General features: G+C 67.5%; 17 protein-coding genes. 7 read left to right on the top strand and 10 right to left on the bottom strand.

Going from position 1 to position 22,570, the window contains the following annotated elements; all coding sequences use genetic code 11:
• Position 1: 1 nt before the first annotated feature.
• The 6 genes from AC1DBX_RS10710 to AC1DBX_RS10685 form a co-directional block, all read right to left on the bottom strand.
• The gene (locus tag AC1DBX_RS10710) at positions 2-2,500 is read right to left on the bottom strand and encodes a glycoside hydrolase family 3 protein (protein ID WP_476931722.1); all 2,499 of its coding nucleotides are present in this window, start codon (positions 2,498-2,500) and stop codon (positions 2-4) included.
• A 104-nt stretch (positions 2,501-2,604) separates the two neighbouring features.
• Complete coding sequence (locus AC1DBX_RS10705) at positions 2,605-4,932, bottom strand: alpha-L-rhamnosidase (protein WP_476931721.1); 2,328 nt, start codon at positions 4,930-4,932, stop codon at positions 2,605-2,607.
• Positions 4,933-5,024: 92 nt separating this feature from the next.
• A complete protein-coding gene (locus tag AC1DBX_RS10700) occupies positions 5,025-6,032 on the bottom strand; it encodes an oligopeptide/dipeptide ABC transporter ATP-binding protein (RefSeq protein WP_476931720.1) in 1,008 nt (335 codons plus the stop codon).
• On the bottom strand, positions 6,029-8,167 hold the full coding sequence (locus AC1DBX_RS10695) for a dipeptide/oligopeptide/nickel ABC transporter permease/ATP-binding protein (RefSeq protein ID WP_476931719.1): 2,139 nt from the start codon (positions 8,165-8,167) through the stop codon (positions 6,029-6,031). The genes AC1DBX_RS10700 and AC1DBX_RS10695 overlap by 4 nt, the downstream gene beginning before the upstream one ends.
• A complete protein-coding gene (locus AC1DBX_RS10690; RefSeq protein WP_476849541.1) occupies positions 8,164-9,117 on the bottom strand; it encodes an ABC transporter permease in 954 nt (317 codons plus the stop codon). Before AC1DBX_RS10690 ends, AC1DBX_RS10695 begins: the two co-directional genes overlap by 4 nt.
• Positions 9,118-9,178: 61 nt before the next feature.
• The gene (locus AC1DBX_RS10685) at positions 9,179-10,735 is read right to left on the bottom strand and encodes an ABC transporter substrate-binding protein (RefSeq protein ID WP_476931718.1); all 1,557 of its coding nucleotides are present in this window, start codon (positions 10,733-10,735) and stop codon (positions 9,179-9,181) included.
• A 250-nt stretch (positions 10,736-10,985) separates the two neighbouring features.
• Between AC1DBX_RS10685 and AC1DBX_RS10680 the strand changes: the two genes are divergently transcribed.
• Positions 10,986-11,831: an IclR family transcriptional regulator gene (locus AC1DBX_RS10680; RefSeq protein ID WP_476849539.1), complete on the top strand. Its 846-nt coding sequence runs from the start codon at positions 10,986-10,988 to the stop codon at positions 11,829-11,831.
• Positions 11,832-12,027: 196 nt separating this feature from the next.
• The gene (locus AC1DBX_RS10675; protein ID WP_476849538.1) at positions 12,028-12,324 is read left to right on the top strand and encodes a hypothetical protein; all 297 of its coding nucleotides are present in this window, start codon (positions 12,028-12,030) and stop codon (positions 12,322-12,324) included.
• A 24-nt stretch (positions 12,325-12,348) separates the two neighbouring features.
• Here AC1DBX_RS10675 and AC1DBX_RS10670 read toward each other — a convergent pair whose 3' ends face one another.
• From AC1DBX_RS10670 to AC1DBX_RS10660, 3 genes are all read right to left on the bottom strand, one after another.
• Positions 12,349-13,362 (bottom strand): hypothetical protein, encoded by a 1,014-nt coding sequence (locus AC1DBX_RS10670; RefSeq protein ID WP_476931717.1) that lies wholly within the window; start codon positions 13,360-13,362, stop codon positions 12,349-12,351.
• Between the two features lie 99 nt (positions 13,363-13,461).
• Positions 13,462-13,914, bottom strand: a complete 453-nt coding sequence (locus AC1DBX_RS10665; protein ID WP_476931716.1) for a universal stress protein — start codon at positions 13,912-13,914, stop codon at positions 13,462-13,464.
• A gap of 99 nt (positions 13,915-14,013) precedes the next feature.
• Positions 14,014-16,656, bottom strand: a complete 2,643-nt coding sequence (locus AC1DBX_RS10660) for a helix-turn-helix transcriptional regulator (protein WP_476931715.1) — start codon at positions 16,654-16,656, stop codon at positions 14,014-14,016.
• 143 nt (positions 16,657-16,799) lie between these two features.
• Here AC1DBX_RS10660 and AC1DBX_RS10655 point away from each other — a divergent pair, with 143 nt between their 5' ends.
• A complete protein-coding gene (locus AC1DBX_RS10655; protein WP_223916964.1) occupies positions 16,800-17,366 on the top strand; it encodes a potassium channel family protein in 567 nt (188 codons plus the stop codon).
• 254 nt (positions 17,367-17,620) lie between these two features.
• The gene (locus AC1DBX_RS10650; RefSeq protein WP_476931714.1) at positions 17,621-19,126 is read left to right on the top strand and encodes a transposase; all 1,506 of its coding nucleotides are present in this window, start codon (positions 17,621-17,623) and stop codon (positions 19,124-19,126) included.
• 127 nt (positions 19,127-19,253) lie between these two features.
• Here the strand turns inward: AC1DBX_RS10650 and AC1DBX_RS10645 are convergent, their stop codons facing one another.
• A complete protein-coding gene (locus AC1DBX_RS10645; RefSeq protein ID WP_476858666.1) occupies positions 19,254-20,084 on the bottom strand; it encodes a class II glutamine amidotransferase in 831 nt (276 codons plus the stop codon).
• 282 nt (positions 20,085-20,366) lie between these two features.
• On the opposite strand from AC1DBX_RS10645, the gene AC1DBX_RS10640 reads away from it, so the two are divergent.
• The 3 genes from AC1DBX_RS10640 (at position 20,367) to AC1DBX_RS10630 (ending at position 22,542) form a co-directional block, all read left to right on the top strand.
• A complete protein-coding gene (locus tag AC1DBX_RS10640; RefSeq protein WP_476931713.1) occupies positions 20,367-20,810 on the top strand; it encodes a hypothetical protein in 444 nt (147 codons plus the stop codon).
• Positions 20,811-20,904: 94 nt separating this feature from the next.
• On the top strand, positions 20,905-21,291 hold the full coding sequence (locus AC1DBX_RS10635) for an SHOCT domain-containing protein (protein WP_476886635.1): 387 nt from the start codon (positions 20,905-20,907) through the stop codon (positions 21,289-21,291).
• A 96-nt stretch (positions 21,292-21,387) separates the two neighbouring features.
• Positions 21,388-22,542, top strand: coding sequence for an AI-2E family transporter (locus AC1DBX_RS10630; protein ID WP_476886636.1), 1,155 nt, complete (start codon positions 21,388-21,390; stop codon positions 22,540-22,542).
• The last annotated feature ends 28 nt before the right edge of the window (positions 22,543-22,570 follow it).

The raw sequence follows: 22,570 nt of genomic DNA, 5'->3' as shown, positions 1-22,570 counted from the left end.
CCTACCTCGTCCCGTCGAGGGCGGGGACTGACGCCGCCGGCCTGACGGAGGCCGCGAGGGGTCCGGCGAGCGCGTCGCGCGCGTCGCCGGCGTGCCCGGCGGGCGCGATCCTGAAGGTTGTCTCCTCCCCGCACCAGCCGCGCCCGGCGTCCCAGTGCTGGAAAGACCGCCCAGGCAGTGTGACCCGGATGTCGCGGCGTTCCCCGGCGGGGATGAGGGCCGTCGCGAAGCCTGTCAGCCAGAACCCGGGCCGGTCCACGTCCGTTTCCGGGGCGTCGGCGTAGATCTGCGCCAGGTATTTTCCGGCCCGGGCACCGGTGTTGCGGACCGTCAGGACGGTGTGCACGTCCTCCCCGGGTGCCGCTTCCTCCAGCTGCGCGAACCCCTCCACGGCGAAGGTGGTGTAGCCCAGTCCGTGGCCGAGCCAATACGCCGGAGCGGCAGCCTGCGTGGTTTGCGCGGCTTGTCTTGCCCAGCCGCGGTAGCCGACATCCAGCCGTTCCGTGTACTCGAGCTGGCCGTTCCGGGGGTGCGTGTCGCGGACGGGGGCATCGGCCAGGGCGGCCGGCCAGGTGGTCGGCAGGTGGCCGCCGGGCTCGGCGTCGCCGAACAGCACATCGGCCAGGGCGTTTCCGAATTCCATGCCCGGGAACCAGACCAGGAGCACCGCCGCGGCGTCGTTCCGCCAGGGCATCTCCACCGGGGCGCCGGCGTTGACCACCACCACGGTGCGTGGGTTGGCCTCGATGACGGCGCGGACGAGGTCGTCCTGCCGGCCCGGCAACGCCAGGGAGGTCCGGTCAAAGCCTTCGCTTTCGACGGCACCGGAGGTCCCGACCATCACGACGGCGACGTCGGCGGCGGCGGCCGCGGCAGCCGCCTTGGCGATCTCGCGGTCCGCCGATTCCCGGGGTTCGTCGATGGCCAGCCCTACGCGGAACAAAGTGGCCTCCGGATGCCAGGTGTAGCGCAAGGTCAGTCGCACCGGGGTTCCGGCGGACAGGACGACGCCGGCTGATTCGTCCGGCGCGCCGATCAGCACGGCTTCAACGTCGGCGTAGCGGTCCCGCGAGTCGGCGGCCGCCACGGCGTCGCCGTCGACCTCCAGGCTGGCGCGGCCGATGCCCTTGAATCCCAGCTTCCAGGTGCCGGAGACGTCCGGCGTGAAGATCGTTTCGATGTCGACGGCGGTGGCGCCGGCGGGGATGGCGCCCGCGCCCCGGGTGAGCGTGGTCCGGGGACCGTATTCCTCCGCAACTGTGCCGGCGGGCCCCCGCCAGGTCAGCCGGACGCTTCCCTCCCCCTGGCCCGGGGCGTGGCATTCCGCGTTCCGGGGTTCGCGAAGGCCCCCGGAGAGCCAGGCACCCTGGACGGTCGTGAGCCGAACGCCGTCGCCGGTCCGCGCGCGCAGCCCCGCGGCGGGCGCCACCGTGTAGGCCGGGAACACCGAGGCGCTGCCGCCGCCCTGGGTCCGGGGATCCAGCGCCGCCGGTCCCACCACGGCGATGGAGGTGAGGTCCCCGGGCGAGAGGGGAAGGACGCCGGCCGGATTTTCCAGCAGCACGAATCCTGCCGCCGCGGCCTCCCGGGCCACGGCGGCGCCGGCTTCGGGTGCCGCGGGTTCGTTCCGGCGGCCCTCCTCGACCCGGCGGCCCAGGGTGACGAGCCGGCGCACTTTCTCGTCAATCACGGCCTCGGGGACCAGACCGGCGGAGATGGCTTCGACGAGCCCGTCGCCCCACAGCTTCTCCGGTCCCGGCATGGCGAGGTCCGTGGCCGAAAGGGCGGAGTCCACGGTGGAGTACACCGCGTGCCAGTCCGAGACCACGGCGCCTTCGAATCCCCATTCGGTCTTGAGCGGGTTCTCCGTGAGGGGATTTTCGGTCATGGCCTTGCCGTTCACGCCGTTGTAGGCCGCCATGATCATCCAGGGCCGGGCCTGCCTGACGACGCGTTCAAACGGTGCGAGGTACACCTCATGCAAAGTCCGTTCGTCGAGCAAGTTGTTGACGGTGGTCCGCTCGGTCTCGGCCTCGTTGGCGACGAAGTGCTTGGGGCAGGCGCCGATGCCCTGGCCCTGGATGCCGTCCACGTACGCGGCCGCCAGTTCACCGGTGAGGAGCGGGTCCTCGGACAGGCACTCGAAGTTCCGGCCCGCCAGCGGTGAACGGTGCAGGTTCATGGTGGGGCCGAGCACCACGTCCACCTGCTGACGGCGCGCCTCGGCCGCCAGCAGCTTCCCCACCCGCGCCATCAGCCGCCGGTCCCAAGAAGAGGCCAGGCACGTGGCGGACGGCAGGTTCACCGAGCCGGCTGCCTCGGTGTCGCGGTGGCCGCGGACGCCGACGGGCCCGTCGGAAACCGTGATCTTCGGCAGTCCCAGGCGCGGCTCGGCCTGGGTGTGCCACAGGCCGGAGCCGCTCAGGAGCCGGACTTTCTCTGCCACCGGCAGGGTGCGGATCGTTTCTTCGACGTCGGCGTCAAAGCTCGTGGAGGTCATTCGTTGGTGCTCCTGATCGTTGGTTTCGTCAGCTATCAGCATGGGTTTGCGGCGGCGCGCCCGGACAGCGCAGTTTCATTGGTTGACACGGCGCTGGGTGGAATTTAGGAGGCGACGGCCGCTGAGGTGGCGGCGGCGGTCAGGCGGTGCGTGCCCGCCCCCACGCTTCGGCCGTCCTGCCCCGGCAGCCTGATCTCCGCCTCCACGCCGTCGGGGATTTTTGCTTCGACTTCCAGCACCCCGTCGCCGGTGGTCCGCCACTCGACGGCGATGGTGCCGTGCGGGCTGCGCAGGCTGGTCTTGGCCCAATCGATGCCCTCGCCGGGCAGGGGCGCGATCAGCACCCTGGAGTAGCCCGGGGCGAGCGGCCGGATTCCACCGACGTACTTGTGCAACCAATCAGCAATGGCGCCGAGCGCGTAGTGGTTGAAACTGGTCATTTCGCCGGGGTTGATGGCGCCGTCCGGGAGCATGGAGTCCCACCGTTCCCAGACGGTGGTGGCCCCCATGGTCACCGGGTACAGCCATGAGGGGCATTCCTGTTCGAGCAGGAGCCTGTACGCCGCGTCAGTGTGACCGGTATCGGCCAGGGCGCCGGTGATGAAGGGGGTCCCGGCGAACCCGGTGGAGACGCGGTAGTTGTTGTTCCGTACCAGTTCGGCGAGGCGGTTGCCGGCAAACTCCCGCTGCCGGCCGGTCTGCAGGATGTCGAAGGCGATGGCCAGCGCGTAGACCGTGGTGCAGTCGCTGTGCACGGTTCCGTCGGCGGCCACGTAGTGGGTGTTGAAGGCCGCTTTGACCCGTTCGGCGAGGCGGCCGAACGCGTCGGCGTCGGCGTCGTGTCCCAGGAGCGCAGCCGTCCGCGCGGTGATGGACGCCGTGCGGTACAGGCACGCTGTGGCGACGACGCCGGTGTCCGCCTTGGCCGCCCACGGCTGGTCCGGCGCGGCGTCCGGGTCCAGCCAGTCGCCGAACTGGAAGCCTTCATCCCAGAGCCCGGCGGGCGAGAGCAGTCCCTCTACCCGGCGGGTGTGGGAGGCCATCGAGTCGTACTGGTCCTTCAAGACGGTGTCGTCGCCGTAGGCCTCCCACAGCGCCCACGGAACCCACACGGATGCCTCGCTCCAGATGGCAGAGGATTCCGGTGCCGGGAATTCCGGCGGCTGGGGGCAGTACTTCAGTGCGTCCGGCACGGTGATGGGAACGAGTCCGCCGGCAGCCTTTTGTTCCGCGGCGAGGTCGAGGAGCCAGTCCTGCAGGAAGCCCTTGACGTCGTAGAGGAAGGCGGCCGTGGGGGCGAACACGGCGATGTCCCCGGTCCAGCCGAGCCGCTCATCGCGCTGCGGGCAGTCGGTGGGGAGGTCCAGGAAATTGCCCTTGAGGCCCCAGACGATGTTGCGGTGCAGCTGGTTCACCAGCGGGTTGGAGCACTCGAAGCTGCCGGTGCGTTCAAGCCGGGAGTGCACCGCCACGGCTTCGAGGGATTCCGCCGTCAGCTCGCCGGGCCAGCCGGATACTTCCGCGTAGCGGAACCCGTGGAAGGTCTTGCTGGGTTCGAAGAAGTCCTTGGCGCCGGAGAGGATGAACGTGTCGGTGGCGGCGGCCGAGCGCAGCGGCCGGGTGCCCAGCTCACCGTCCTCGAGGACTTCGGCGTGGCGCACGGTGATGGTGGCGCCGGCGTCGCCCTGGACGGTGAAGCGCAGCCAGCCGACCAGGTTCTGGCCAAAATCCACCAGCGTCTTGCCGGCCGGTGAGGTGAAGACCTCCACCGGTTTGATGACCTCGTTGCGCACCACCGGCGGCCCGACGGGATCCGCCAGCCGGCCGGCGTCGAACTCCAGGGCATGGACCCCAGTCCAGGCGCCGGCCCCCACAGCGGCAGCGTAGGCCTCCGGACCGGCTGCGTCCGCGGCGAAGCCCGGCCGGGCCCAGCCTGCCGGTTCCCGCCGCGCGTCGATGCGCTGTCCGTCGTAAAGATCGTTGGCCGTGGTGCCCGAGGGCCCGGACTGCCAGGACGTGTCCGAGGCGACCGACTGGACGTGGCCGTCGGCGAATTCGATGTCCAGCTGCCCGAAGAACCCGAGCTCATCGCCGTACAGGCCCGACTTGCCGTGCCAGGCCAGGCGTCCGCGGTACCAGCCGTTGCCGAGCGCGACGCCGATCACCGTGGCCGGGCCCACGAGCGCGGTCACATCGTAACTGCGGTAGCGCAGGCGCCATTCGTACGAGCTCCAGCCCGGACTCAGCACGTCCTCACCAACGGGGACGCCGTTGATCTGCGCCTCGTAGATCCCGAACGCCGTGGCCCGCAGGAGCGCGCGCTTCACGGGTCCGTGGCCTTCGTCCAGCCGGAATTCCTTGCGCAGAAGCGGGGCGCCGTCGAAGTCTCGATCCGGCGCGATCATCGTGGCGGACCAGGGTGCGGGGGTCATGTGGTGTCGTCCATTCTTGTGGGGAGTTGCCATGCTGTGGGATTTGCTCGGTACCGCTGGTGCCGCGGGATCAGGCTCGGGACCGGTGCCGCTCAGGCGTAGTGGCAGGCGACGTCGGACGCGCCCACCTTCCGCAGGGCCGGCCGTTCGGTCCGGCACAAGTCCGTGGCCAGCGGGCAGCGCTGGCTGAAGGGGCAGCCGCCGGGAGCGGCAGCGGCGGCCGCCGCGGTCCGCACGCCCAGTGCTTCGCGTTTTTGCCGCCGCTCGGCCTGCTCCGCCGGGCGGGGCACGGGCGAGGCCGCCACGAGCGCCTGGGTGAAGGGGTGTTGGGGCGACTCCGTGACGGCTGCCGCCGGGCCGCTTTCCATGACCTGGCCGCGGTAGAGCACCACGACGCGCTGGGCGAGGAACTGGACCACGGAGATATCGTGGGCGATGAACAAATAGCTCAGCCCCCGCTCGTCCCGGAGGTCGGCCAGGAGGTTCAGGACCTGGGCCTGCGTTGAGAGGTCAAGGGCGCTGACCGCTTCGTCGCACACCACGAGTTTCGGCTCGCAGATCAGTGCCCGGGCGACGGCGATCCGCTGCCGCTGGCCGCCGGAAAACTGGCCGGGAAAGCGGTCCACGGCCTCGCGCGGGAGTCCCACCCTGGCCAGCATGTCCTCGGCGCGCTGCCGGGCTTCCCGGCCGGCCACGCCACGGATCCGCAGCGGTTCGGCCAGTGAGGTACCGATGCTCTGCCGGGGGTTGAGTGAGGAGTTCGGGTCCTGGAACACGGCCCGGAGTTCGCCGCCCAGTTCACGCCGCCGTGCGGGGCTGGCGTGGGTGATGTCCGTGCCGTTGTAGCTGACCGAACCCCCGCTGCTCTTTTCCAGGCCGAGGATGGCTTTGCCGATCGTGGACTTTCCGGAGCCGGACTCCCCCACCAGGCCCACGGTCTCCCCGGGCCGGATGCTGAAGCTCACGCCGTTCACCGCGGCCGGTCTGGCGGCGGCCTTCCGGCCCCGGCCGTAACGGACCACGAGGTCCACCACGTCCAGGAGCGGCTGCTCGGGAGCCTGCGCTGTTCCGCCCTGGCGTACCGCTGTTTCGATGCTCATGTCCTGTCCTTCTCAACTGTGCTGTCCATCTCAACTGTGCTGTCCATCTCAAGAATGTCGAGGACACGGTGGGCGGGTACTTCGGTGGCCACCCAGGCCAGGCCTTCCACGGCCAGTTCGTCGGCCTTGACACAGCGCACCCCGCCGTCGTCCGAGCCCGAGGGAACCAGCGGGACCGGCGCCACGCAGGCCGAGCCGGCGAACTGGCAACGCGCCATGAACCGACACCCGCCCGGCCAGTCCTTGGGCTGCGGCACCTGGCCGTTGATGGTGGCGAGCCGCTCGGGCATGTCCTCGGCGGTGTTGGCGTGCGGGTCGGCGGCCAGCAACGCCAGGGTGTACGGGTGGCGGGGGTTGTCCAGGATGTTGGCGGTCCGGCCGCTTTCCACCACCTGGCCGGCGTACATCACGGCCACGGTGTCGCAGATGTCGGCCACTACGCCGAGGTCATGTGTCACCATCACCACGGACATGCCGGTGTCCTTGACCAGTGCCCGCAGCAGCGAGAGGATCTCGGCCTGCACTGTCACGTCCAGCGCCGTTGTGGGTTCGTCGGCGACCAGCAGCCGGGGACTGCCGGCCAGGGCCAGGGCGATGGCCACGCGCTGGGCCATGCCGCCGGAGATCTGGTGCGGGTAGGTGGTGAGGATGCGCGCGGCGTCCACGATGCCCACCTTTTCGAGCAGGCTCAGGGCTTCGGTGCGTGCTTCGGCTTTGCCCATGCCCCGCAGGCGCCGGATGGCGGAGACCAGCTGGTAGCCGACCGTGAACATGGGGTCGAGGGCACGCATGGGTTCCTGGGAGATCAGCGCGATCTCCCGTCCCCTGACGCCGGCCAGCTCATTTTCCGTGGCGGCCGCGAGGTTCCGGCCGTTCCACAGGATCTGGCCTCCGGTGACGGATACGCCCGAGGGCAACAGGCCCAGCAGGGACAACGCCGTCATGGTTTTGCCGCAGCCGGATTCGCCCACCAGCCCCAGCACGGTGCCCTGTTCGACGTCGAAGGAGACCTCCGTGACCAGGGGCGTGCCGGCGTCGACGCCCACCGAGAGCCCGCGGACACTCAGCCGGCCGGCCGCGTCCGGCGCGGCGGCATCGGTGGACGGCGCGGCGGCATCGGTCGACGGCGCAGCCGCGGACGCAGCGGCCCGGCGTCGGCGGTCAGCGGCGGAGGGCAGGTGGGAGGCGGCCGCGTTCGGGCTTTTCCCCAGGGCGTTGCCGATGGCATTGGCCGCGAGGACCGTCAGCGCCAGGACCGCACCGGTGGGGACCATCAGCCAGGGGGCGTCGTAGACGTGCTGGGATGCGCCCTGGATCATGCCGCCCCAGCTGGGCTGCGGGATGGGCGGCCCAAATCCGATGAACGCCAGGCCGGCCTGGATCAGCATGCCCACCGCGAAGATGAGGGCGGACTGCACCACGATCGTGGTGTTCAACCCGGGCAGCACGTGCCGCAGGCTGATGCCGAGCGTGCTCACGCCGTCCACCTTGGCGGCGTCGACATAGAGCTGTGACTGCAGCGCGGTGGCCTGGCCCAGCATCACGCGGTAGATGCCGGCCGAGATGAGGACGCCCAGAATCGCCATGACGACGGGAATGTTCGTGCCCACGGCACCGATGACCGCCAGGATGATCACCGTACCGGGCAAGGACATCATGACCTCGGTGACGCGGCTGATCGGCCCTTCGGTGCGTTGTCCAGCGGCGGCGACCATCGCCAGGACGGTGCCGAGTCCGACGCCGACAATCACCGTGATGAGCGATGTCCCCAGGGTGCCGGCGGCCGCGGCGAAGATGCGGCTGAGCAGGTCCCGCCCCAGTTCGTCGGTGCCCAGCCAGTGGGCGGCAGTGGGGCCGGACAGGATGGCGGCGAAGTCCTGGTCCTCGGTCTTGTACGGCAGCCACCACGGCGCCGTGAGGGAGGCAAGCACCAGGACCGCCAGCCAGAGCACTCCGGCCACGGCACCTGGCGCCGCGAACAGGCGGTGGGCAGGCCTCCGGCCGACGCCAGTTTTGGGACCGGGGCCGGGACCGGGCCGGCCCGTGGCGGTGTTCGCGGGTGGGGCTCCGCCTGTGCCTGTATCTTCCGCATTCGCGGTGGCGGGGACGGGCGCGGGGGCAACGGAAGGGATCATGAGGCACGCAACTTCGGGTCGAGAAACTTGGTGGCGAGCTCCAGCACGAGGTTCACGGCCACCACCACAACGGTGGCGACCACCACAACGCCCTGCACGGACGGGGCGTCGTGGGTGCTGACGGAGGTCTGGACTGCCTGGCCAAGGCCCGGCATGGCGAAGAGCTGCTCCGCGATCACCGAACCGCCGAACAGCCCGATGAACTGCAGGGCGATCCCGGCCACGATCGGCAGGCTGGCATAGCGCAGGGCGTGGACGTACAGGATCTTCCAGGTGGGGGTGGCCGTTGCGCGCAGGGTCCGGATATGTTCCTGCTGCAGCGCCTCCAGCATGGATGCCCGGGTCTGGCGGGCGATGAACGCCGCACCGCCGACGGCGAGGGTGATCACCGGCAGGGCCAGGGACAGGGCCCAGTCCTGGGGTGAGACCTCGAAGGGGACGTAGCCGGTGGCCGGAAAGACCGAGGACTGGACGGCGAAGAGGTACACAAAGATGATGCCGATCCAGAAGGCCGGCAGCGCCACGGCGAGGCCGCAGACGGCTCCGACGATCCGGTCGACCACGCCGCCGCGGACGGCTGCCGTGACGCCAAGACCGATGCCGAGCACGGCGCTCAGGACCGTGGCCCCGGCCGCGAGGGCCGCCGTCACCGGCAGCCGGCTGGCCAGGTCGGCGCTCACGGACCGGCCGTCGATCAGGGACACCCCGAAGTCTCCCTGCGCGGCGCTGCCGAGCCAGCGGAAGAACTGGACGGGGAGCGGATCGGACCAGCCGAGCCGGCTGTTGACCTCGTCAATGGCTTGCTGGGTGGCGCCGGCGCCGAGGGACACGGCGCCGGGGCTGCCCGGCATGGCGTGCACCAAGAGGAACGCCAGCACCGCGACCACCAGTACGGTGGCCAGCGCCATGAGCAGGCGCTTTGCGACGTAAATCGCCATGATGACCTCCATTGGTCAGGTCCTGCCGGACGGCCTTCGCCTTAGGGGTGAAGGCCGCCCGGCAGGGTGGGGGTCAGTTGGCCGGGGCGTAGGACGAGAGCAGCGGGTAGACGTTGCTGCCGGCGAACTCGACCGGCTTGACCTTCTTGGTGTTGTAGCCCTGGTTGGTGAGGGATTCGAAGAGCGGGATCATCCAGCCGGATTCGACGAGCCGGGTGTTGAGCTTGGTCAGCGCGGCTTTCCGGGCGGCATCGTCCTTGGCGGCGGCGACCTCGCCGGTGGCGGCGCTGAGCTGGTCGTCCGTGGCCTTCTGGACGTTGGTGAAGCCGTTGAGGATCGCGCCGTACATCAGGCCCACCGGGTTGTCCCAGCCCAGCGGCGCGTAGCCCAGCGGGGTGGTGGCGACGGCGGCGAACGCCTCATCTGTCGACGTCGCCATCTTGACCTGCATGGTGATGCCGACGGCGGCCAGGTCCTTCTGGACCGCCTGGAGGTCGGTCTGGGTGGTGGCGCTCGCGACGATGGTGAATTCAAAGCCGTTGGAGTAGCCGGCTTCCGCCAGCAGGCTCTTGGCCTTCGCGGGGTCGTAGGCGAACTGTGAGTTCAGTGTCTCCGTGAAGCCGGCCGAATCGTTGGGCAGGGCGTTCCACGCCGGGATGTCACCCTTGTGCAGGGCATCGACCAGGGCCTGCCGGTTGATGGCGTACTGGAACGCCTGGCGGACCTTTTCGCTGGCGAAGGCCGGCGACGTCTTGCCCGTCTTGTCGAAGGCGACCATGGTCTGGACCGTGCCGCCGATCTGGGAGACGCCGACACCCTTGGCCTTGACGAAGTCAACGGTCGGTGAGGTCAGCTGGGCGACGTCCACCTGGCCGGAAACGAGGGCGTTGGCCCGGGCCTGCGGATCCTGGATGACGCTGAAGACGATCTTGTTGTAGGGGTATTTCGCGGCGTCGGTGCTCTTGTCGTTCTTCTGCAGGACGTACTTGTTGCCCTTGACGGTGGTTCCGGAGTCCAGCGTGTACGGACCGGAGCCGTCCGGCTTGGCGGCCAGGCTTGCCGTGTCCGCGGCCCCCGCCTTGCCAACGATCATGCCGAGGGTGGAGGTCAGGTTCTTCTCGAAGCCCGGCTGCGCCTTGGCGAACTTCAGCGACACCTGGGTGGGGCTGATGACGTCCACGGATGTCAGTTCCTGGGCGCCGCCCTTGGCGATGGCTGAGTACGCCGAAAGGGCGGGATCCGTGCGGCGGTCAAAGTTGGCCTTCACCAGTGCCGCGTCCAGCGTGGACCCGTCCGTGAACGTCACGCCCTGCTTGAGCGTCAGGGTCAGCACCGTGTTATCGGCGTTGTAGCTGAAACCGGTGGCCAGGCCCGGCCCCACGGAGCCGTCTGCCTTCAGGGTCATGAGGTTCTCGTAGAGGCCTTCGAAGAACTGACGCTGCGCGTCGGAGACGCGCAGCGGGTCGAATCCGAAGGACGCGCTGTCACTCTCGACGCCGATTGTCAGGGTGGTCTTATCCACGGTGGATGCCGCCTGGCCGGAGCCGCCGCAGGCGGTCACGGAGCTGAGCATCAGGACGCCGGCCAGAACGGCCGCGCTCCGTCGGGCGGTGGGGTTCAGAAGTTTCATGTAGTGCGCCTTCGCATTCGTTCCAAAACAACGGGGGTTTTCGGCATCTGGTGGTGGTCGGGACTGGAGCGGACCGGCCGGACGGTGGCCGTCCGGCGCCGGTGCGTTCCGGGCCCTTCCCCCAGATGCGGTCGGGTGGACCGGCTCCATCAAGAGTCGTAGGCGGACGCAATGACGTCACACGAGAATTTCATTGGTTGGAACACTATTGTGGTGAACGTCACTGGCGACGAAGAAGGAACGATGACGAATGACAGCACCCGCGGATACGCATTCCCCCGCTGAAAACCCGCCCGCCGCGCGCGGCAAGCGGCCCAAGCAGGGCGAACCGGTGATCGACCGGGCCCTGAGCCTCCTCGCTGTCTTCACGGACCGCCGCCGGGCGCTGACCCTGTCAGAGATGGCCCGTTATGCGCAGATGCCCGCCCCGACGGCGTTGCGCCTCATTGCCCGGCTGGTCGCCTGGGGCGCTCTGGAACGGCTCGACGACGGTCGCTACGTTGTGGGCGTCCGGCTGTGGGAAATAGCGTCCCTCTCCCCGAGGGGCCACGGGATCCGCGAAATCGCGTTGCCCTACCTTGAGGACCTCTTCGAGGTGACGCGTCATCACGTGTTGCTGGCCGTGCGGGATAAGGACCAGGCCGTCCTGATCGAACGGCTTTCCTCCAAGCAGGCCACGGAAGTCGCCTACCGGGTGGGCGGCCGGCTCCCCCTGCGCTCCACGGCCGTCGGCCTGGTCCTGATGGCCGGCGCGGACGCGGCATTCCAGGAAAAGATCCTCAAGGAACCCGCGGAAACTGAACCGGGCGTGGCTCCCATGCCGGAAGGCCAGCTGCGGCGCACCCTGTCCGACGTCCACCGGACGGGGATTGCCATGATCCGCCGGTCCGCGCCGTCGCTGACTGTTTCCGTGGCGGCGCCCGTCTTTGATGCCCAGGGCACGGTGGTGGCCGCACTGTCGATCGTTGTACCGGACGGGACCACCCCGCCCAATGTCCTGGCTCCGGCGGTGATGGCCACCGCGAGGGCAGTCTCACGAAACCTTGGCTACCGGACTGCCCTGGCCGAGGACGTCCGGACCCTGTCGGACGGCTGACCGCGGAGCTGCCCACCGCCGGCCCTTCCAACCAGTGGAAAGGCCGGCGCGGCGTCGGGATGAAGGGTCATAATGTTGAACCTGCGGGGCGCCCGGCTCCCCGGACCGCCGCCTGCTTCCGTGAGCCCTTGACACGCCCGGTGGCGGCGTCTAGGACTGGCCTTGTCCAGTCCAATCCACCAGCCTAGGAGTTGTTATGGCCACCACGCCCTACGGAATCGTGCACTTCTTTCCGGGAGGCACCAAGGAACAATACGAGGCGTCGCTTGCAGCCGTGCATCCGGGCGCGGGGCTCCTGCCCGAGGGGCAGATCTTCCACGCCGGCGGGGCATCCGAGGGGGGCTGGACGGTCTTGGCAGTCCACGAATCGAAAGAAAGCTGGGAAAAGTTCCGGGACACGATCCTCCTGCCCCGGATGCAGGCCGGTATTGAGGGCGGCTTCGCCGCTCCGCCCGACGAGACGGTGATCGACCTCTACAAGGTTCTGCCCTAGCAGCACGTAACCCACACAGCCACTTCAAACGGCGCGCCCGTACCAGTCGAGTACGCGCAACGCGCGAAGGGTGTTCCACCGGCTGGACCGGCCGTCACCGGCATCAACCGGGAAATGGACGATCCCGGGATGCGTGTTTTCGAGCAGCCAGGTCCCGTCCGGCTGTTCCTTTGACCGGAGCACCTCCACGGCTTCGGCCAGGCGCGGGTCCGGGGGCTCTCCGGTCGAACGGAAGTACTCCAGGGCACGGAGCACGTCGTAGTGCCAGCGGGTCGGAAAGGAGAACGTCAGCCAAGCCGGGTCTATGACCGCGCCGGTGCTCTTGCGTCGGAACAGGCCCCGCTCCAGCAGATACTCCTCGCCCCGGCGCCGCGCGTCCACGGACTGCGCCGAGCCGCCCGTGACCCGTTCGTGGGCCAGGAGGCCCTCGAGGACGTTGATCGTCGTGGCGGCCGAGGACACCACGGCGCCGGACTCCGCCCAACAGTTCCACCCGCCGTCGTCCAGTTGCCCGCTGACAAGCCGGGAGACGACGCCGTCGACGTCCTGATCGAAGTACGCGCCGAGCGCCACTGTCATTCCGTTGATGCACGGCTCCACCTCGCCTTGGAAATACGGCTGGCCGCCCTCCTCCCAGCGGCAGTTGTCCCTGACCAGCGCTATGGTCTGGCGCATCTGCTCACTTCGCGGGTCGATCCCGAAGTCACGCAGCAGGAGCAAGCTGTACGTTGTGGCGGTCCAGGGCTGGGGGACGCGGCCCCAACCTGTGTCACCGCCGGCATCATCCGCACCGCCGCCCTCGGGACCGCCGCCCTCGGCACCGCCTCCGTCGGGGCGGTCGCCCCGGGCGGGGAAATATGCGCCATGCGCCCATTGGCCGTCCTCGTCCCGCAATGCCAGCAGGCGGGCACCCCAGCCTTCGGTCGCTACCCGCGCGCGCTCTGCGGTAACGACCTCGGGCACGGCGTTGCTGAGATCCTGCAACACCTGCCATCGAAGGGAAGGATCTGAATCCATCAGCCAGTCCAGGACGGTCATACGCCGATGGTAGCGCTCACGGCTCGCTGGCATCGGGTGCTCACAGTCGAGTGGGCACGCGGCATTGCCCCGGACGTCCGTGGCCAGCGGGCCGGACGCTCAGGAAGCCTTCGGCCGGATCACCAGGACAGGGCACGGGGAGTGGCTGGCCACCTGGGCGGAGACCGATCCGATGTGCAGCCCGGCGAAACCGCCGTGGCCGCGAGAGCCGACGATCACCAGGTCGGCTTCCCGTGCGGCCTCAAGTATTGCCGACGCCGCTGAGTCGTTTTTGATGGACCGCGTCACGACATTGACACCCACTGCGGATTTCGCCGCCTCGGCGCCCAGCGCTTCAGCCTGCTGCTCCGGGGAGTCCTCCGCCACGATTTCGCCTGCCGCCATTTCCAGCATCGCCGGATACCACGCCATTGGCGCCTTGTTCCAGACAGTCAGGACCCGGAGCTCCGCACTGCGGTACCGGGCCTCTTCAACACCCCACGCCAGGGCCTCGTGGGATTGCTTCGAGCCGTCAAATCCGATCACGATCACAAAGGGATCAACTTTTTTCATGGTTCCAGACTTTCACTGCCGGTTTGCGGCGCCTAGGGGCCTCTGACCCCATCCGGGACCGGTGCCTCGCCGCGAAGGCCGTCAAGGCCGCCGCAGCGTTCAGACGATGCCACGCTTGGCGGCCGTCTTGAGCGCGTCGCGCCTGCTTACCGCCCCGAGCTTGCGGTAAATGGACCGTTCGTGGGTCTTGACCGTGTTCACGGAAATGTACAACGCCTCGGCAATTTCAGCAGCGGTCATGATCGAGCGCATGTAGGAAAGGACTTCGCGTTCGCGCTCTGTCAGGTTCCAGTAGGACTGTGCACGAAGGCGGGTCTCACCCTGTGCCTCGCGTGCCATCAGCGCTGCGATGAACGACTCGTGCGCGGTGCCCCACACAGCGTGCTCCACGAGCAGATCTGCCAATTCCACTCTCCGTTCGGCGAAAGGACGCAGGACGGTTTCAGGCTCGGCACGAAGGACAGCATGTTCAATCCGCTCGTGTGCCACCGCGGCATCTCCGGCTCCATGGGCCATGATCGCCTCGGTCAGGCTCAGGCAGGTGTCGATATATGAGCTGCCGCGGCGATCGGCCAGTGACTCGGCACAGCGTTGCGAAGCGGCGGTGTCACCTTCGCGGCGCAGCAACTCCGCCAGCAGCGTATCCGCCAATGCGCCGTGCCCCCCGGCACCGAGTGGTTGGACGGTCCGCAAAGCTCCGTCCCGGTCGCCCCTGGCTTCGGCAATTTTCGCCACCGCGATGGTCTCCAGGGCATTCCATGAAACGGCGTACCGTCCCCGCCCGTGAAAGGACTCCAGCGCCGCACCGGAGTCGGCCAGGCGGACCAGGTCGCCGGCGGCGCAATCAACCAGGACCCGATAGATGGCGCTGAGCGGACCGGTCGGGAACAGCTCGCTGCCCAATCGCTGCGCTTTGGTAAGACAGGTCCGCGCAGCCTTCAGATCATCATTCCAGTAGCACGCGATGCCACGGGCCAGCCAGGCCGGAGCCATCCGCTGCCGCGAATTCCAACCCAGCGCCTCTCCCCGGTCCAACGCCGCCGTGCCAAGTTCGTCGGCGCTCACGAGGTCACCGGCGATGGCGTGAGCCAACGCGAGCTCGGCCTGGGCGCAGATTTCCACGGCTTCCAGCTGTTCCGGGTTGCCTGTGGCCGCCGTTGCCTGGAGCAGCGCCGTGCCAAGTTCGCCGGTGCGGTGCAGCCGGAACTCTGCCTGGGCCAGCAGGAAGAGTCCTGTCGAAAAGGAGCTGGAGCGGCCATCTCCTGAAATGTCCGTCGTCGACCGGCCGTCGTCCGTCTCGGTGTGCGGGTCCAGGCGGCCGTCGGCAGGCAGCGGCTCGTAGAGCGCCCGGTAACTCTCCAGTCTCCGGCGTCGAATTGCGTCCAGCGCGAAAGTCCGCGACAGCGCCCGGTCGGTGAGCTCGGCCGCGGCGGTGCCGTCGCCGGAAAGGGCACGGCAGACCGATCGGATCATCAGGATCTCCGGATCCTCGCCCCACGGTGCCGGGAGGTCCAGGCACAGCCGTTCCAGGGTCTGCACGTCGTTTCCGAGCAGGAATTCGAGCCAATGGGCGCCGAGGGAAATCACGGCTTGCCGGGGCGCGCTTCCTTGAAGCGCCTGGGCGACGCCCTCGACGACGTCGACGTCCTGGTAGTACCTCGCCGCCACGCGGTGCAGACGCTCGGCGAGCAAAGGGTCGCGCCGCTGCAGGATGCGCCGGCACTGCGCCGCGAAGAGGGAATGCCACCGGAACATCGATTCGCCCGCACGGTATTCGTGCTCCTCGATGAAGAGCCCGTTACGGAGGCATTCCTCAAGCAGCACGCCGCCGCGGGGACGGCCTTCGAGTTCGACGGCGAGCCGGCGTCCGAGCCAGTCGCTGGCAGTGGCCCTGAGAATGAATTCGGCCAGCGACGGTTCGATCTGGTCGAGGATCTCTTCTGCGACGTAGTCGGCGAGCGGGACGTGCGTCGGCGCGGAGCCTGGCGTTGCAAGCGGCACGTTGCGGGCCTGCGCCAAGGAGACCAGGCTGGCGTGGACTGCCACAGGCCAGCCGGCAGTCATCTTCCAGAGCGACCCGGCGTCGAACGTTTGATCTTGTCCCAGCGCACTGGCGAACTGGGCAACTTCCTCCCGCGTGAAGGCCAGTTCGGCGGCGCGAAGTTCACCCAGTCCCTCGCCGTACCGGAATCTTTCGAGCTGAATGGACGTATGGCCGCGTCCCGAGAGGACCAGCCGCAGTGAGGGGGGTGCCGATGCGGCGAGCACCCCAACGATTCCATTCGCCAGCCCCGGCCCGGCCAAATGGACGTCATCGATCACCAGGACAATCGGTTCAGTGAGGTGCTCGAGTGCCCCGAGGAGAAGGTCGTAGGAGGCCGCCCGGTCGTGGGCAAGGCTCGGGTCAAGGGCGAGGAGGGCGTCGGTTCCGGGTAACGGCAGTTTGCCCGCCGCGGACTGGATCGCCCCAACAACACCGTGAAACAGCCGCGCGGGCTGCGTGTCGAACCTGTCCAGCGACAGCCATGCGCACGGCAGAGCGCACTTGCGGACCCAATCACCCAGAAACGTGGACTTGCCGTAGCCGGCCGGGGCCGCGACGAGGGTCAGGCGGTGCGAATCTGCGGCCGCGGACAGGGCGCTTTCCAGACGTGGACGCTCCAACGCTCCGAGACCGCGCACAGGCGGGCGGATCTTGAACTGTGGGCCCGGTACCCATTCGGCTTCCAGCCTATCTCTCACATTCCACATGCTAGGTGGGGGCAAAAGGGCACCAACAGGGCGCAAAGACCCCTTGTGCGCCGCTCCTTAGTGCGAAAATACGGCGATTAGGGCGACCCGATTGCGGCACGGCACGAATTGGGTGCCCGGCTGTATCATCAGTCATGCCTATGAAGCACGGCAGCCCGACAGACCCGATTTTCCTTCATGACCTCGACAAGGCCGACCGCAGGCGGGTCATTATTTTCGCGATTGCACGTCTCATCGCATTTTCGGTTGTGGTCCTCGCCCTGTATTTCTTTATTCCCGTCGGGGGATTCAATGACGCCGATCCCGCGGCCGCCTGGATCCGCCTGGCGGGTGTCGTGCTGGTCTTTTTCGCAGTCCTGGCAATTCAATTGCGGCTGATACTCGTGGCGCATATCCCGAGGGTTCGGGCGGCCGCGGCTGTCGCCGAAACCCTGTTGATGTTTTTGTGTCTCTTCGCGCTCCTTTACACATCAATGTCGATCACATCTGCGGCGGCGTTTAGCGAGCCCCTGAGCCGAACCGATGCCCTTTACTTCACCACTTCCACGTTTGCCACCGTCGGGTTCGGGGATATTACGCCGGTAAGCCAGCTGGCGAGGGGTGTCGTGTCCGTCCAAATGATTGCCGATTTAGGTGCACTCCTATTGATCGCAAAAGTTGCGTTCTTCGCGGCCGGGCGGCGTCTGGGCGGCGAATCCTGAATCCGCCGCCGTCATCACCCAAAACGGATGACAGCGGGCCGGCCGGCTGAAATTTCGCGGGCAGGGCCGGGATTCGGTGCGCCACTCTGCACGTCCGACGCGCGGCGTCCAGCCCGTAGGGAAGGCCGCGGCGGGCACTTCCCCGGCGTGACAGATCACCCTGTGTGGGTGGGGCTGGACCGGCACGCCGAGTGAACAATGAAAATAGCCGTGAAATGCCCAGCCGCGGAACACAAGCTAAGGCGGATCCCCTCATGTCGCTGAACGATCAGCCCGCTGGCCCCGCTAGCCCGGAACAGGAAGAAATTCTGCGGTTACGGGCCGAAGTCGCCCGTCTCCAGCAGGAACGGGACACTGCCCGCAAGGCCCCGCCGAGGCCGGCCGTGCGGCATCCGGGGCTGGCCCGGCGCATTGTGGCAATCGTGCTGGTGGTTATCACCGGCCTGTTGGCCTTCGCGACAGTTCCGGCCCTTTACCTGCGCAGCGAAGTCATCGACACCGATCGCTACGTCGCCACCGTCGCACCGTTGGCCTCGGACCCTGCGATCCAGGCCGAAATCGCCGACAAGGTCACCCAACAGATCACCGACGCAGTGGATTTCCAGACCATCACGCGCGATGCCCTGAACGAGCTCGCTAAAACGGCGCCCCGCGTGGCGGCAGTGCTCACCGGGCTGGCCCCGATGCTTGCGGAGCAGACCAAAACGCTCATCCATACCGCCGTTGCCAGATTCGTGGCGACACCGCAGTTCCAGGACCTTTGGATCCAGGTGAACCGGGTCGCGCACCAGGGGCTGGTCAACCTTGCCACGGGAAGCACGGGAGGCACGGTCAGTATTGATGAGAATGGCACGGTGTCGATTTCCACGAAAGAGATCATCGCCCGGGTCAAGACTCTCCTTGTCCAACAAGGGGTGGATATCGCCTCGAGGATCCCGGAAGTTGACGCGCAGATCGCCCTGTTCCAGTCTCCTGAACTGGTCCGTGCCACGGAAACCATCCGGACCCTGGACCGGCTCGGCCCAATACTGGCGTGGCTGACGGTGCTCAGCGCCGTGGGCGCCATTGCCGTTGCCCCCCGGGGCCGGAGACGGAGTACGACGAGCGGCGTGGGGTTGGCCGTGGCGGTGTCGATGGCGGTGCTGGCGCTGACCCTTGTGATCGGGCGAAGCTACGTCCTGAACTCGATTCCGTCGAGTGCTGTCACCCCTGCGGCGGCCGAAAGCCTGGTCGAGGCACTCTTGGTACCGCTGCGCACCAGCCTGCGCCTTGTCTTCGTCGTCGGACTGCTGATCGCCCTGGCAGCTTTTCTGGGCGGCCACTCGCGTCCCGCGGAGTATGTCCGGCACGGCCTGGCGACGGCGGGCGACTACATCACCGGCAAGATCGGCGGTGGCCAGGCCAAGCCATGGCAGCTCTGGTTGGCCCGGTACCGGCGGATCATCGAAGCCACCGTCGTCGGCATCGCTGTGCTGGTGCTGATCTTTTGGCAGGACCCGACGGCGGCCGTCGCCATCTGGACGGCCGTCCTGGCCGTGCTGGTCATTCTCGTGGTCGAACTGCTGTGCCGGCCGGCCGTAGCCGGCGTGCCGGGCGCCGAACCCGGCGCCGAACCCGGAGGCGAGCCGGGCGTCGAGCCCAGCGGTGAGTCCGGCGGCGTGCCAGGCGGTGAGCCGGTCACGGCGGGCGGCCCTCCCGATGACACGTATCCCACGACTCCCATCCCCCGGGCGCCCGACGCCGGAGGAACCGGCGCGTGAAGGACCGGCGCGTGAAGGACCGGCGGGACCGGACCACCAGTTAGCGCCGCGCCAGCTTGTGCTGCGCGGCAGCGGCACTCGCCGCAGACATTAGCCGCAGACACTAAGGGGGTCGCAGCCGCCGACCCTAGGGGGCGGTCGGCGAGAACGGGAACAGGTCCTCGCCGGCGCCGTGCACCACCACACAGGTAGCCTCAGGTACTTCCCGCCACGCCCCGCGGAGATCCCCCAGCGGTTCGGAGACGACCAGGCGCGCGTTGTCCGCCAGGTCATGAAGCAACGGGTTGTCCGGGTACTGGACGCGAAGGGTCGCAACGTCGGTGCTGTGGAACAGCGACCGGGACTGCCGTTCACTCGAGTAGCGGAACGCCCAGGTGGTCTCGCCGTCGGTCGTGGCGACTGTCATCTGGATTGGCTGCTCGATCCCGTGGCGCCGGCCGACGTCTTCGATCAGTCCAACCGCGGCAGCTACGGCCGCCCTCGGGTCCTGCTCCAGCCCGAAGGTCAGGGCGAGGAAGAAGAAGAGCTCTGAGTCCGTGGCTCCCTCGATCAGCGGAAAGAGCGATGGCTCAACGGCTATGGCCAAGTCGCGCTTCACAGTCGGGAACTCCCGGATGAGTCCGTTGTGCATCCATAGCCAGCTGCCGTGGCGGAATGGATGGCAGTTGGTCTGTTGGACTGCCGATCCGGTCGAGGCCCGAATATGCGCGAAGACCCGGCCGGCCGACGCCTGGGCCGACAACTCGCGAAGGTTGCGGTCATTCCACGCGGGCTCCGTGCTGTGGAACAACCCGGGATACGGCGCGGATCCGTACCAGCCCACGCCGAAGCCGTCCCCGTTGGTGGTTTCAACGCCCATTCGGGCGTGCTTGCTTTGCATCACGAGCGAGTTGGTGGGTTTGTACAACAGCTCCTCCAGTTGCACCGGCGAACCCGAATACGCTAGCCAACGACACATGGCATCCTCCCTCAGTTGTGGACAGCAGTCCATCACGGCGACGGAGCGGGCACATCATCACCCCGGGGTGATTCGGGCCGCGGGGTGGGAGGTAATGGGGTCCCACCCGCGTTCGATAGTTCCGTCGTCGCGTCCCCGCTGGTCAGCGGCGCGCCCGGCACGGAGAGCCGCGCGAAAGGATCACCCGCGGCGGGTGACGCGCAAGCCGGCCCCTCACCCAACACTGGTGGTACCTGCCAGTGATTGGGCTGCCAGGCGAAAGCCCATGGAGAGGTGAGTCCAATGTCGAAACCAAAACCAGTCCTCGCGCGAATCTCTGCGCTCGGGGCGGCGGTTGCGCTGCTCGCCGGCTGCGCCACCTCGGGACCCAGCAGCAGCCCCAGCGCGAGCCCGACGGCGAGCGTTTCACCGGTTTGCGCTGCCGCCACTGACTTTTCAACAGCCCTGACGAATTTCAAGGACTCCCTCAAGCCAGGCGCCACGATCGGCCAGATCCAGGCGGCCCGGGATCAAGTTCGGAAGAGCTACGACGATCTGGTCAACGCGGCCAGCGACGCGGCCAAAGATCGGGTGGATGCCGTCAAAGCTGCCCAACAGAAGTTCACCTCCGCTGTGAACTCCGTTCCCGACGACGCCACCCTGACGCAGGCGGCCAACTCGCTCAAGGACGAAGCCGCGAACGTGCAGGCCGCCATCAGCGATCTCTCAAATGACGCCACGTGCTAGTCCGGGCCTCCTGGAATGCCCGCGGTGAAACCCATTCCCATCCAAGGCTGCGTTCGTAGGCGACGCCGCACCAAGCGAAAGTAGGGAAGCCAAAATGAATTTCTTCGAGAACTTTTGGGATATTCTCTGGTGGCTGTTTATCTTCTATGCAATTATCGCCTTCCTGTATGCAGTGTTCATGGTGATCGGCGACCTCTTCCGCGACGACGAGCTCAGCGGCTGGTGGAAAGCCGTCTGGATCGTTCTTCTGGTCTTCATTCCATTCCTGACTGTTCTGGCATACATGATTGCCCGCGGCAAGGGCATGGCGGAGCGGTCAATGGCGCGGGCCCGCAAGTCCCAACAGGAAACCGATGCCTACATCCGCAGTGTCGCCACGGCCAGCCCCACCGAGGAGATCGCCAAAGCCAAAGCACTTATGGACGCGGGAACCATCAGTGCGGAGGAGTTTGCCCAGATCAAGAGCAAGACCGTCGTCTGACTCCTGGTTGAGGCGCGAGGAGCAGGCCTGGCCAACTCGCTATTCATGAGGCCATGAGGCTTCTAAGATATGGCTAGGCTGAACCAAGGAGGGCTCATGGAGCCGGAACCATCGGAATCCAATCCACGTTCGGCCCTCCCCCGCACCCTCATAATCCTGCTCGCCCTGGCCAGCGCGACGATTTCAGCGTTCGGCCTCGGCGCGATCCAGGGAATAGTCACCCCCGTCTTTTTTGCCTTCGTGCTGACGCTTTGTGTCCATCCGCTGCGCCGCTGGATGCAGGCACGGGGAATTTCCCGGGGCATCGCCACCGGGACCACTATCGCGGCTGTCTTCGGGTTGCTGACCGCCTTCGCCGCAGTCCTGATTGCCTCGCTCGCCCAGTTCTCCGCGTTGCTGCCGCAATACGCCCCCCAAATGGCCGAGATCGGCGCCAGGATCTCCGCACTGCTGGAATCTGTTGGATTTGGCCCGGAGCAAGCCCAGGCAGTCCTGAACGGGTTTACGCCGGGCCGCATCATCGGGTTCCTCGGCGGCCTCCTGGGAAACGTCGCGAGCCTGGTGACCAGCCTCGTGATCATCCTGACGATGCTCATTCTTATGGCGATTGACGGCTCGCGCGTGCCGGCGCTCCTGATTCATCTGAACTATCACCGGCCGGCACTGGTTTCAGCGCTCAACGGCTTCGGAACCGGTGTGCGCCGCTACATGGTCGCCACCACGGTCCTCGGAATCGCGCAGGGGTTGTTCAACTGGCTGGTTCTGGTCATCCTGCAGATCCCCGGCGCCCTGCTCTGGGGGCTGCTGTCTTTCATCTGCAGCTTCATCCCCAACATCGGGTATTTCATCGCCATCATCCCGCCCTTGTTCTTCGGCTACCTCACCGGGGGCTGGCCGACCGTCGTGGCAGTCATCATCATCTATGGCGGAATCAACAGCATCATCCAGTCGATCATCCAGCCGAAATATGTGGGCAACGCGGTGTCGCTGAGTGAGACGTTGACCTTCTTCTCCGTCCTCTTCTGGGCAGTGGTCCTGGGTCCTGTCGGCGCCGTCCTCGCCGTCCCCCTGACGCTCTTGTTCCGGACCATCCTGCTCGATTCCGACCCGACACTTGCATGGTGGCGGCCGTTGACGGGCGACAAGAAGGACCTCGAACTGCTCATCAAGGAAGAAGACAAGGCGATCCGGGCCCGCCGCGGACGACTGAAGACGGGCCGTCCGGACACCGGAAGCGGGCCGAAGGCATGACATGCCGTCGGGGTGCTGCCGGGGGACG

It is taken from the genome of Arthrobacter sp. 10N44_2 (genome assembly GCF_056394385.1).
This window is presented reverse-complemented; position numbering and strand designations above follow the sequence as displayed.